The sequence below is a fragment of the Micromonospora desertarenae genome, from assembly GCF_056150265.1.
This window is the reverse complement of sequence record NZ_JAXCFQ010000023.1, coordinates 52,155-62,781: the sequence shown is the minus strand read 5'-3', so window position 1 is coordinate 62,781 and position 10,627 is coordinate 52,155. Positions and strand designations below refer to the sequence as shown.

Annotated in this window: 12 protein-coding genes; 7 read left to right on the top strand and 5 right to left on the bottom strand. The window is 73.1% G+C overall.

Going from position 1 to position 10,627, the window contains the following annotated elements:
- Positions 1-430: 430 nt before the first annotated feature.
- The 3 genes from SM577_RS31075 to SM577_RS31065 all read right to left on the bottom strand — a co-directional run bounded on the left by SM577_RS31075 (position 431) and on the right by SM577_RS31065 (position 1,869).
- Positions 431-688 carry an SCO4848 family membrane protein gene (locus tag SM577_RS31075; protein WP_302920514.1) on the bottom strand — a complete coding sequence of 86 codons (258 nt, stop codon included), beginning with the start codon at positions 686-688 and terminating at the stop codon, positions 431-433.
- Positions 689-752: 64 nt separating this feature from the next.
- On the bottom strand, positions 753-1,316 hold the full coding sequence (locus SM577_RS31070) for an alpha-ketoglutarate-dependent dioxygenase AlkB (protein ID WP_474588646.1): 564 nt from the start codon (positions 1,314-1,316) through the stop codon (positions 753-755).
- 85 nt (positions 1,317-1,401) lie between these two features.
- Positions 1,402-1,869: a hypothetical protein gene (locus SM577_RS31065; RefSeq protein WP_474588645.1), complete on the bottom strand. Its 468-nt coding sequence runs from the start codon at positions 1,867-1,869 to the stop codon at positions 1,402-1,404.
- 287 nt (positions 1,870-2,156) lie between these two features.
- Between SM577_RS31065 and SM577_RS31060 the strand changes: the two genes are divergently transcribed.
- The 5 genes from SM577_RS31060 (at position 2,157) to SM577_RS31040 (ending at position 5,118) form a co-directional block, all read left to right on the top strand.
- A complete protein-coding gene (locus SM577_RS31060; RefSeq protein ID WP_474588651.1) occupies positions 2,157-2,597 on the top strand; it encodes a PRC-barrel domain-containing protein in 441 nt (146 codons plus the stop codon).
- A 31-nt stretch (positions 2,598-2,628) separates the two neighbouring features.
- Entirely contained in the window at positions 2,629-2,805 is a 177-nt protein-coding gene (locus SM577_RS31055; RefSeq protein WP_302920511.1) for a hypothetical protein, read from the top strand.
- 80 nt (positions 2,806-2,885) lie between these two features.
- The gene (gene trpS, locus SM577_RS31050; protein ID WP_302920510.1) at positions 2,886-3,944 is read left to right on the top strand and encodes a tryptophan--tRNA ligase; all 1,059 of its coding nucleotides are present in this window, start codon (positions 2,886-2,888) and stop codon (positions 3,942-3,944) included.
- A gap of 91 nt (positions 3,945-4,035) precedes the next feature.
- Positions 4,036-4,605, top strand: a complete 570-nt coding sequence (locus tag SM577_RS31045; RefSeq protein ID WP_474588644.1) for a GNAT family N-acetyltransferase — start codon at positions 4,036-4,038, stop codon at positions 4,603-4,605.
- 42 nt (positions 4,606-4,647) lie between these two features.
- Entirely contained in the window at positions 4,648-5,118 is a 471-nt protein-coding gene (locus SM577_RS31040) for a hypothetical protein (RefSeq protein ID WP_302920508.1), read from the top strand.
- A 161-nt stretch (positions 5,119-5,279) separates the two neighbouring features.
- Here SM577_RS31040 and SM577_RS31035 read toward each other — a convergent pair whose 3' ends face one another.
- A complete protein-coding gene (locus SM577_RS31035; protein WP_302920507.1) occupies positions 5,280-5,501 on the bottom strand; it encodes a hypothetical protein in 222 nt (73 codons plus the stop codon).
- Between the two features lie 167 nt (positions 5,502-5,668).
- Positions 5,669-6,892: a low temperature requirement protein A gene (locus tag SM577_RS31030; protein ID WP_474588650.1), complete on the bottom strand. Its 1,224-nt coding sequence runs from the start codon at positions 6,890-6,892 to the stop codon at positions 5,669-5,671.
- Positions 6,893-7,295: 403 nt separating this feature from the next.
- Here SM577_RS31030 and SM577_RS31025 point away from each other — a divergent pair, with 403 nt between their 5' ends.
- Positions 7,296-8,039: an ABC transporter ATP-binding protein gene (locus tag SM577_RS31025; protein ID WP_474588643.1), complete on the top strand. Its 744-nt coding sequence runs from the start codon at positions 7,296-7,298 to the stop codon at positions 8,037-8,039.
- Positions 8,036-10,564, top strand: coding sequence for an ABC transporter permease (locus SM577_RS31020; RefSeq protein WP_474588642.1), 2,529 nt, complete (start codon positions 8,036-8,038; stop codon positions 10,562-10,564). The genes SM577_RS31025 and SM577_RS31020 overlap by 4 nt, the downstream gene beginning before the upstream one ends.
- The last annotated feature ends 63 nt before the right edge of the window (positions 10,565-10,627 follow it).

The window sequence follows — 10,627 nt, the reverse complement described above, 5'->3', positions numbered from 1 at the left end:
CTCCCGCTAGCTCGCCCGGTGCCCTGCCGGTCGTCAACCATACCCGGTCGGTTCCGCCTCACCAAATCCGCCCCTCGGCGAATCCGGGGCACCGCCCGGACCGGCTCCGTGGAGTACAACCTCCGTGGTGCCGGTGCCATTCCCGGTGCGGGCCACCCAGGACTTTCGCCCTGTTTGCCCCGTTCCGCGCTGGCAGAGAGAAAGTTACGCGGCCGCGGGTTTGATCGTCAAATCCGCGCGACGCGTCCCGCGTCACACCCGCTGACCGGGACCCGGTCGCTGCTCGGAGGTCCGGCCACGCGTAGCTCTGCCGGCCCATTCCCGGCCCGCCGAGCCGCCGGTGCGGGGGCCGCTCGTGGCGACCGCCCGGCCCGAGCCGCGGACGAGGAGCACAACCCGACCAGTGGCGCCGGTATTCCGAGGCCAGCGCTCAGCCGGCGGAGGCACGGCGGCGGGCGGCCCGCCAGGCCCGGATGCCGAGGACGCCGACGGTGGTGCCGATGACCAGGGACGCCGCGATGAGCAGTGCGTGGATCCAGAGGAAGCTGGTGGCTGGGAAGTCACCGACCCGGCCGGTGGACCAGGAGCGCGGGTCCTTCCAGATGGCCACCGCGAACCGGGGCCAGATCACCCAGGTCCAGATCCCGACCCCGGTGAGGAAGAGCGCCCAGCCACGCGACAGCACCATGGCTGCCGAGTATGCCAGCGTCCGATCCCGGGGGGACCGGGCCACGGCCGGGCAGCGCCGCAGCTCAGCCGGTGCGCAGCTGCCGGAAGGTGACCGAGTAGCGCAGCTGCGGCACCGGCGGGATGCTGTGCTGCCAGCTCGACCGGGCCGCGCCGGCGAGCACGTACGCCGACCGGGGCGCCAGTTCCACCTCGTACACCCGGCGGTCGTCGGCCTTGCCGCGCTGGAACCGCAACCGGCACGCGGAGCCCAGGGAGAGGCCGACCACGGTCGGCCCGAACGCCGGCGCGTCCCGGTGCCAGCCGATGACCGACCCGGGCGGGTAGCGGGTGACCAGGGCCTGCGCGAGCGCGGTCGCCGGCAGGCCGGCCAGCGCGGCACAGCGCTGGCGGACCTCGTGCAGCTCGACCGGCAGCGCCTCGGTGGCGGTGAGCTGGAAGGAGCCGTAGTCGTAGTCGAAGCCGAAGTGCCGCACGGTCCGGCGGGCGATCTGCCCGTGCATGCGGACCTCGCGGAAGTCGTAGGCCGCCAGCGCGGCCAGCAACGACCGCTCCTCGTCGACGTCGACCAGTTCCGGCTGGTAGGTGAGCCCGGCCGGCCGCTCGTGGATGCCACGCATCCGTCCCATCAGCCCGACGGTAGCGGCATCGCGGGGCCGCCGCCGGGCTTCCGACGGCGGCCCACGGGCTCGCGGACGCGGGACTGCCTTGAGATCAGAAGCAGGTGCCGATGCCGCCGATCGCGGGATTCGCCCGCTCGTGGTGGTGGACCGTGCCGCTCGGGTCGGCCATGAAGCCGCCCCAGATCACGCAGCCGCCCTTGACGTACGCCGTGGTGGGGCCGGCGGCGTAGAGCCGGTTGCCGTCGTCGACCCGGGTCGGCAGGTACTGGGCGGCGAGGTAGACCTGGGTCCGGGTCAGCGCGCCGACGTACGCGGACTTGACGGTGACCGTGCAGCCGTAGCCGACCGTCGGGTTGTAGAGCAGGTAGACGGTGCCGAGCAGGGCGCCGGTCTCCGCGTGCCGGATCGGGTCCTGGTCCTGGACGACGTAGCCGAGCCCACAGGACGACTGCGGCGTCACCGGGTTGACCGGCGCGGCCTGCGCGGTGGCCCCCGCCGCGCCGACCAGGCCGACCGCGAGCGCGAGCACGACGCCGAGTCGCCGAATGGTGCGAGACATCTGCTTCCCCTATTCCCTCTGCTGCGGATGCAGGGAACAGAATGGGCGGCCGACACCCCCGCAGCGAATGTGCCGGCGAGACACTCCGCATTGCGCACGAATGTGCCGCCGTACGGTGACAACCGAAACCACCTGCGGAAACGGGCGAGCATCGATCGACCGACGTCGAATATGACGAATTTCGCAGGAGACATTCCGGTGAACCGATAATTGCCAGGTTGTTTCCCGCGACCGGGGGGTGGGCACTAATGACGCGGTCAGCCGTGACCACCAATTCGGAGGTGACCGTGCAACCGTCGACGTTCAATCCCTGGGCCTGGCGTGACCCGGCCGCGCTCGCCGGCGGGTACGAGCAGGCCACCCCGCCCGCGGCGCCGCAGCAGCGGTCCGGCGACGGCCCGGACGCGCCCGGGCCCGGCACCCCGATCGACCTGACGGGCTACCGGGTCGAGGCGACCGACGGCCGGATCGGCTCGGTCGACGAGGCCAGCGGGGACACCGACGCCCGCTGGCTGGTGGTCGACACCGGGCCGTGGATCCTCGGCCGCAAGGTGCTGCTGCCGGTCGGCACGGTGGACCGGGTGGACCACCTCGACCGCACGGTGTACGTGGACCGGACCCGGGAGCAGGTCAAGGAGTCCCCGGCGTTCGAGCCGGAGGCGTACGACCGGCCAGACTACCGGGACCGGGTGGCCGGCTACTACCAGGACAGCTACCGCCAGGGCTGACCACGGCCGGTGGACCGGCTACCGTAGCGGCATGGTCCGGGCGAGCAGTTACGCGCCGGAGGTCGTCGACCCGGTCGACGGCCTCCCGCTCGACGCCGTGCCCACCTTCCCCACCAGCTCCGGCGACGGCCGCGAGCGGATCATCGACGTGCTTCGTGCCGGCGGACTGAGGTTCCGCGACGGCGCGCGATGGCGTTCGGCGCACTGACCCGAATCCCACCGACCCCGGGGCGTCCGCCCGGGTCGATCGCGCCCATCCTCCTCTTCCGGCACGAAAGGCGTACCACCATGTCCACGGCACGGATGCTCACCGGGGACCGCCCGACCGGGCGGCTGCACCTCGGCCACTACGTCGGCAGCATCGCGAACCGGGTGCGGCTGCACCAGCGGTACGAGAGCTTCTTCATCATCGCCGACCTGCACATGCTCACCACGAGGAACACCCGGCAGGACATCGAGCGGGTGGCCGAGAACGCCCGCGAGATGGTCACCGACATCCTCGCCGCCGGCGTCGACCCGGCGCGGGCGACGTTCTATCTCCAGTCGGCCATCCCGGAGGTCGGCGACCTGAACACCCTGTTCCAGAACCTGGTGACGGTGCCCCGGCTGGAGCGGGTGCCGTCGCTGAAGGAGATGGCCCGCGACTCCGGCAAGGAGGAGATGCCGTACGGCCTGCTCGGCTACCCCGTGCTCCAGGCCGCGGACATCCTCTGCGTCAAGGGCGAGGCGGTCCCGGTCGGCAAGGACAACGCCGCACACGTCGAGGTGACCCGGGAGATCGCCCGGCGCTTCAACCACCTCTACGGGGAGGTGTTCCCGGTGCCCGAGCTGATCCCCGCGGAGACGCCCACCCTGGTCGGCACGGACGGCCGGGCCAAGATGAGCAAGAGCCTGGGCAACACCATCTCGCTCTCCGACGACGCGTCCACCGTGCGCCGCAAGGTGATGGGCATGTACACCGACCCGAACCGGGTGCGGGCCGACGTGCCGGGCACCGTCGAGGGGAACCCGGTGTTCGCGTACCACGACGTGTTCAACCCGGACCGGGACCGGGTGGCGGAGCTGAAGCAGCGCTACCGGGCCGGGCGGGTCGGCGACGTCGAGGTGAAGGAGGACCTGGCGGCGGCACTCAACCGGTTCCTCGACCCGATCCGGGAACGCCGGGCCCGGATCGAGGCGGACCCGGGCCGGGTCGACCAGCTGATCGTCGAGGGGACCGAGCGGACCCGCGCCGAGGTGCGCAAGACGCTGGTGGAGGTGCGTCGGGCGATGGGGTTGAGCAGCGCGTACACCCAGGTGCGGCGGCGGGCCGAGCGGTACCGCAAGCGCGCGGGGGCGCCGGCCTGACGGGGGACCGGCCGGATCCCGGGCCGCGGCGGCGGCCCGGGGCCCGGCGGGCAGCCCCGTCCGGGTCGAAGCCGACCGTGATACTGGGACGATGCCTGAGCTGACCCTGCCGCTGCGTACCGAGCGGCTGTGCCTGCGGCCGTACCGGGGCGACGAGGTGGACGCCCTGCTCGCGTACTACAGCGACCCGATGGTGGCCCGCTACATCCCGTGGGAGCCGTGGACGCGGGAGTTCGCGACCACCGTGGTCGCCCGGCGCGTCAACGGCACCGGCATCACCGGAGCCGAGTCCCGGCTCGCGCTGGTGGTCGAGCACGGGGCCGAGATCGTCGGTGACGTCATCCTGTGGCCGGCCGACGAGACGCTGTCCCGGGGCGAGATGGGCTGGGCCTTCCACCCGTCGGTGTCCGGCCGCGGATTCGCCACCGAGGCGGTCCGCGCGCTCATCGGGGTGGCGTTCGAGCAGTGCGGCATGCACCGGGTGATCGCCCACGTGGACGCCCGGAACACACCGTCGGCACGGGTGTGCGAGCGGGTCGGCATGGTCCGGGAGGCCCACCTGCGCCAGGACCACTGGACGAAGGGCGAGTGGACGGACATCCTGATCTACGGCCTGCTGGCCGCCCAGTGGACCGCCGGGTCGGGCCCTGCCGCCGGTTGACCGGTACCCGTCGGCCGAGCGCGCCCGTGTGAGGATGTCCCGGTGTCGTACCCCCCTCATTCGGCCTACCCGCCGGTTCCGGGCGCCGTGACGCCGCTGGTGTATCCCCATCCGATCCCGCCGCCGCCCGGCTACGCGGTGCTCGCCGTCTCGGTCAACCGTGGCCCGTACATCGTGCCCGTGCCCAGCACGGGCAAGCTCAAGATCGACGGCCAGACGGTGCCGATCCCGGGCGAGGGCACCTGGTACCTGGTGATCCCGCCCGGACCGCACGACGTCCGCTACACCGACTTCATGGGCATCCCACTGGTGACCACCTCGCTGGCCGCCCAGCCCGGTGCGACGCACCAGCTGTCGTTCCGCTTCGGCGTGTGGCGCAACCGCGTCCACGACGGGCACGGCGCCGACGTGACGAGGTTCGGGCTCTGGTCGAACTACACCATCCTCGTCCTCGTGTTCGCGGTGTTCGGGCTGGTCTGTTGTGGTCTGCTGGCGCCGCTGGCCGCGTCCTGACCCGGCCCGGTCGGCCTGGTCGTCGACGGCCGGCGGGCGCTCGGCTCACCGTCCGCCGTGGAGCTTGCGCCGGAAGTGGGCGGCGACCCGGGCGACCGCCTCGCCCGGGTGCCGGGCGATGCTCGCCGGCCGAGGGGGGCGCGGCCGGCGAGCGCGCCCGTTCATCGCTCGGCGGCCGCCCGGCCGCGCCGCTTGAGGAGATAGGGCAAGACGAACAGGTACAGCCCGGTGACCAGCAGCAGGGCGAGCGGAAGCAGCGGTACGTAGGACACCCAGACGACGGGTTCCTCCCGCGCCAGGGCGATGACGGTGACGACGACGGTCACCGTGAAGGCGATGGCAAGCCAGCGGTGGAGCTGCCGGATCCACGCGTTCCAGTTCAACGGGACCTCCTCCAAAGGCGAGCAGATCCCCTGGCCAGCCGCCGGGCCAGGGGGCGTGGGACATCAACGGCAGTCACGCTAGTCACGGTTGGATGACCGGCGCTTCTCGATTCCTGATCGGTGTCGGCGCCGACCGCCCGAGCCCGCGCATCGTCAGCCGCGCAAGGTCAGGCGGTACGAGCGTTAGGGGCGTAGATAACGGCCCCGGGGCGGTGGTGGCGGGGCGAGCCTGCTGGGCGAAATCGCCAGGAGATGGTGTCCGAAACGGCGATCGTGCTGAGGATGACGATGGCCACGACGGCGATGTAGATCGGTGACAGGAAGGCGACCACCGGCGCCAGCACGACCAGCACGACCAGCCCGATCACCCGGGACAGGGCGACGCGGCTGAACGACAGGTAGTCGAGCCGTGCCCGGCCGGCCAGATAGATCGCCGGTCCGCAGAGGATGACGCTGGACCAGACGAGGTTGGCCTCGGCGAACGCGTGGGTGATGACGATCTCGTCGCCGACCGCGCTGAGCACGATGCCGCCGGTCATGAGCAGATGGGCGTACGAGGCGGAGCGGGCGAACACGGCCGGAGCGGTGCTTGCCGCGATCACGCCCGGCAGGAGCAGGCCCGCCCGGTAGAAGTAGATCCGCCACATCAGCGTGGTGGTGGCGAACGCCAGCACGAACGCGATCACGCTGTCCCGTTCGAAGCCGCGCACCGCGAACTGTCCACCGGACGCCAGGACCGTCTCGCCGAACGCGACGATCATGATCTGCTGGTACCGCTCGGCCAGATGCTCGGCGGAGACCGTCTGCGTGGCGATCCGGGCCGGGCCCAGCCGGGGCAGCCGGAACTCCAGCCGGCTCATGGTGTAACCGAGGGCAGCGGCGAGGAACCAGATCACCACCCGGCTGGTGCCTTCGGTCAGAGCGCCGGCGATCCACAGCGCTCCAGAAAGGCAGAACCAGATGAGTTGCTGGAGCGAGCCGATCGCCACCTCGCCTCGACCGCGCATGGTCACCGTGACGAACAGGGCGCGGCCGACCTGGATGGTGACGTACGTGACGGCGAAGACCATGCCGTCCTCACCGAAGGCTTCGGGCACCGCACCCGCCATGACCAGGGTGCCCAGCATGATCGGGATGATCACGAGCTGGATCGCCGGCTGGGCCGGGTTGAGGCGGTTGGTGGTCCAGGCCGTGAAGACCCAGACCCACCAGAAGGCGGCGAGCAGGATCACGGTGTGCAGGGCGCCGAGCCAGGTCAGGTCGGTGAACAGCGTGTGCGAGAGCCGGGTGAACGCGAAGACGAGGATGACGTCGAAGAAGAGTTCGACGTAGGTGGCGCGTTGCGGTTCGGCGTGGTCCCGCAGCAGCTCGCCCGTGTTGCCGGCGGTCATCGGCACGCCCGTTCTGTCGGCTTTGCGCGATCTACCCTCCGTCGTACCACGTGCCACACAGCCGGGGGTGCCGGCCAGGAAACAAATACCGATTCGCCCGCCGCGATCCGGAATCCTTCCGCCCCTGGATCTGGAGCCGAAAAACGTTGGCGGGTAACACCCGGCTGCGTCTTCGACTCGCTCCTTCTTCGCGATGGCACGACCATTTCGGCGTTCGGGTGTAGACGGGCCGGCCATCTCACCGGACGAGGTGGCGGCAGTCAGCGCGCTGCTCGGGTCCGATGTCGGCGACCAACCGGGCTGCCGCGGCCGATGCCTGAGGAGCGGGGGTAGGGCTGTCCCCACCCCACAGATACGAGGTCACCGTGTGTCGCTCGGTCCGCCCGATGACGAGGCTGAGGACATGCGAATTCACGGAGCTGGTGGACCGGTCGTCGAACTGGTCGAGGTGGTGCGGAGGTATGCGGGCGGCAGCGGTGCGCCCGCCCTGGCCGGCGTGACGGTCGCCTTCGCGGCCGGGACGTTCAGCGCGGTCATGGGGCCGTCGGGGTCGGGGAAGTCCACCCTGCTGCAGTGCGCCGCCGGGCTGGACCGGCCGGACGGCGGCCGGGTCCGGCTCGCCGGGCAGGAGCTCGGGACGCTGCGCGAGCCGAAGCTCACCCAGGCCCGCCGCCGCCGGGTGGGCTTCGTGTTCCAGTCGTACAACCTGATGGACTCCCTGTCGGTGTGGCAGAACGTGCTTCTCCCGCAGCGGCTCGCCGGCACCCGGCCGGATCGGGCCTGGGCCCGTGAGGTGCTGCACCGGGTCGGCCTCGCCGGGCGGGAGAACGACCGGCCCGGGCAGCTCTCCGGAGGCCAGCGGCAGCGGGTCGCGCTCGCCCGGGCGCTCGCCGCCCGACCCGAGGTGATCTTCGCCGACGAGCCGACCGGGGCGCTCGACCTCGGCGCCGGCCGCGAGGTGCTCGGGCTGCTGCGCGAGGCGGTGGACGACCTGCGTACCGCCGTGGTGATGGTGACCCACGACCCGGCGGCGGCCGCGTGGGCCGACCGGGTCGTCTTCCTGGCCGACGGCCGGGTGGTCAGCGAACTGGCCGACCCGACGGCGGAGACGGTGGCCGCGTGGATGACGGCGGTGACGGCCGCATGATCCGCCTGGCGATCGGAACGCTCCGCCGCCACCGGGGCGCCTACCTGGGCACCTTCCTCGCCGCGCTGCTGGCCGTCGCGCTGCTGGCCGGGGCCGGGCTGCTCCTCTTCTCGGTGCTCACCGCGACCCCGCCGGCCGACCGGTTCGCGAACGCCACGGCCGTGGTCTCCGGCGCCCGCGAGGTCACCCTCACCACGACGAAGGAGAAGCACAAGAAGGGCAAGACCAAGACCAAGACGAAGACCGAACGCCTCAGCGGTGCCGGGACGCTTCCCGCGGACCTCGTGCCGCGGCTGGCCGAGCTGACCGGGGTGGCCCGGGTCGTCCCGGACACCGCCTTCCCCGTCGAGCTGACCACCGCCGCCGGGCCGGTACGCGGCGCCGACGGCGCCCCGGTGATCGGCCACGGGTGGTCGTCGGCCGCGCTCACCCCGTACCGGTTGCGTGCCGGACACGAGCCGGCGGCCGGGGAGGCGGTGGTGGACGCCGACCTCGCCGCCCGGGGCGGCCTCACCGTCGGGGACGAGGTCCGGATCACCACCCGCACCGGCGTCCACCGGCTGCGACTGGCCGGCGTCGCCGCGCCGGCCGGGCGGGACGCGTTGCCCGCGCAGGGCGCGCTCTTCCTCGCCGACGGTGCGGTGACCCGGGTCTCCGGCCTGGCCGGCCCCACCGCGGTCGCGGTGCTGGCCCAGCCCGGAGCCGACCAGGCGGCCCTGCTGGCGGCCGTCCGGGCCGGGGCCGGGGATGCGCCGGTGCTGACCGGGGCGGACCGGGTGCAAGCCGACCTGCCCGGGGCGCTGCCCGACTACATCGGAGCGATCTCCGTCTTCGGTTTCACCATCGGCATCACCGCCTTCGCCGCGATCTTCGTGCTCACCGGCACGGTGGCGCTCGGGGTCCGGCAGCGGCTGCGCGAGCTGGCGCTGCTGCGCACCATCGGGGCGACCCCGCGTCAGCTACGGCGGCTGCTCGGGATGGAGAGTCTGGTACTCGCCGCCGTGGCCGCGCTGCCGGGGCTGCCGCTCGGCGTGCTCGTGGCGCACCTGGTGGCGGCCCGGTTCCGGCACCTCGGGGTGGTGCCGGCGCAGTTCTCCGTGCGGGTCAACCCGGTGGTGCTGCTGCTCGCCGGGTGCGCCGGGGCGCTGGTCACCCTGGTCGCCGCCCGGTTCGCCGGCCGCCGCGCGGTACGGGTCGCGCCGGCCCAGGCGCTCGTCGAGACCGTCGTCGCACCACGCGGCGGGGTGGCGGCCCGCGCGGCCGTCGCCCTGGTCGCCGCGGCCGGCGCGGTCGCCGTGCTGACCTTCGTGCCGCTCGGCGGTCCGTTCGGCATGGGGATGACCTTCATCTCGTCGGCGCTGCTGCTCTGCGCGGTCGCCGCGCTCGGCCCGCTGCTGGTCCGGCTGGTCGCCGCCGTGCCGGGACGGCTCAGCGCCGGCACCGGGGCGGCCGGCTGGCTCGCCGCCGCCACCACCCGCACCGAGGTACGCCGCACCGCCGCGGTGGCCGTGCCGCTGGTGCTGATGTTCGCGATCAACGCGCCGCTGCTGCTCAACGGCGAGTTGACCGCCCGGCTGGCGGAGGAGCAGCAGGCCGCCCGGCTCGCCGGGGCGACCACCCTGGTCACCGGCGCCGCCGGACTGCCGCTCGACACCGCGGCACGGGTGGCCGCGCTGCCCGGCGTCACCGGCGCGGTGGCGACCGTGCCCACCCGCGTGGTGCTCGCCCAGGAGGGCAAGCCCCAGGACCACGCCGCGCAGGGTCTGCTCCGCACCGGGTCGGAAGGCGTCCTCGACCTGGCCGTCGAGGACGGTGCGCTGGGCGGGGACGGGACGTTCGCGGCGAGCGCCGACCTGGCCGCCGCGTACGGTTGGCGGCTCGGTGACGAGGTGCCGATCTGGCTGGCCGACGGGGAGCGGGTCGTCCTGCGGCTCTCCGCCCTCTTCACCCGGCATCGCGGGTTCGGCGAGCTGACCCTGCCGGCCGCCCTGGTCGCCGCGCACGACCCGCGTGGTCTGGTCAGCACGGTCGCCCTCCGGCACTCCGACGGCGCGGTTTCCGAACGGATCGGGCAGCGCTGGCCCGAGCTCCGGGTGGTGCCGACCGCGGCGGCGACCCGTACCGACGACGGGAACCAGCAGGGCGCGTGGGAGTTGCTGGTGGTCGTCTCGCTGGGCTTCACGGCGATCGCCGTGGTCAACACGTTCGCCATCTCGGCCGCCGCCCGCCGGCGGGAGTTCGCGGACCTGCGGCTGGCCGGCGCGACGGCGGGGCAGGTGCACCGCCTGGTGGACCGGGAGGCTGTGATCACGGTGGTGGCCGGGCTGGCCCTGGGCGTCGCGGTCACCAGCGCGGTGGTCGTCCCGTTCAGCGTGGCTCAGGACGGCGTGTTCCGGCTGGTGGTGGCGCCGGCGACGTACCTGGTGCTGCTCGCCGGGGTGGCCGGACTGGGGCTGGTCGCCGGCGCCCTACCGGTCCGGCTCGTGCTGCCGCGGCGTGGCCTGCCGGCCCTCGGGGACCGGTGACCCGCTGCTCCCGGGCCGTCGCCGACCCGTCGGCGGCGGCCCGGGCCGTTAGGATCCGCCGGG

Bases quoted from the DNA above. Each gene is read 5' to 3' on its own strand.
- SM577_RS31020 (WP_474588642.1), top strand. From the start codon at position 8,036: ATGATCCGCCTGGCGATCGGAACGCTCCGCCGCCACCGGGGCGCCTAC.
- SM577_RS31065 (WP_474588645.1), bottom strand. From the start codon at position 1,869: ATGTCTCGCACCATTCGGCGACTCGGCGTCGTGCTCGCGCTCGCGGTC.
- SM577_RS31055 (WP_302920511.1), top strand. From the start codon at position 2,629: ATGGTCCGGGCGAGCAGTTACGCGCCGGAGGTCGTCGACCCGGTCGAC.
- SM577_RS31070 (WP_474588646.1), bottom strand. From the start codon at position 1,316: ATGGGACGGATGCGTGGCATCCACGAGCGGCCGGCCGGGCTCACCTAC.
- trpS (WP_302920510.1), top strand. From the start codon at position 2,886: ATGTCCACGGCACGGATGCTCACCGGGGACCGCCCGACCGGGCGGCTG.
- SM577_RS31075 (WP_302920514.1), bottom strand. From the start codon at position 688: ATGGTGCTGTCGCGTGGCTGGGCGCTCTTCCTCACCGGGGTCGGGATC.
- SM577_RS31045 (WP_474588644.1), top strand. From the start codon at position 4,036: ATGCCTGAGCTGACCCTGCCGCTGCGTACCGAGCGGCTGTGCCTGCGG.
- SM577_RS31030 (WP_474588650.1), bottom strand. From the start codon at position 6,892: ATGACCGCCGGCAACACGGGCGAGCTGCTGCGGGACCACGCCGAACCG.
- SM577_RS31025 (WP_474588643.1), top strand. From the start codon at position 7,296: ATGCGAATTCACGGAGCTGGTGGACCGGTCGTCGAACTGGTCGAGGTG.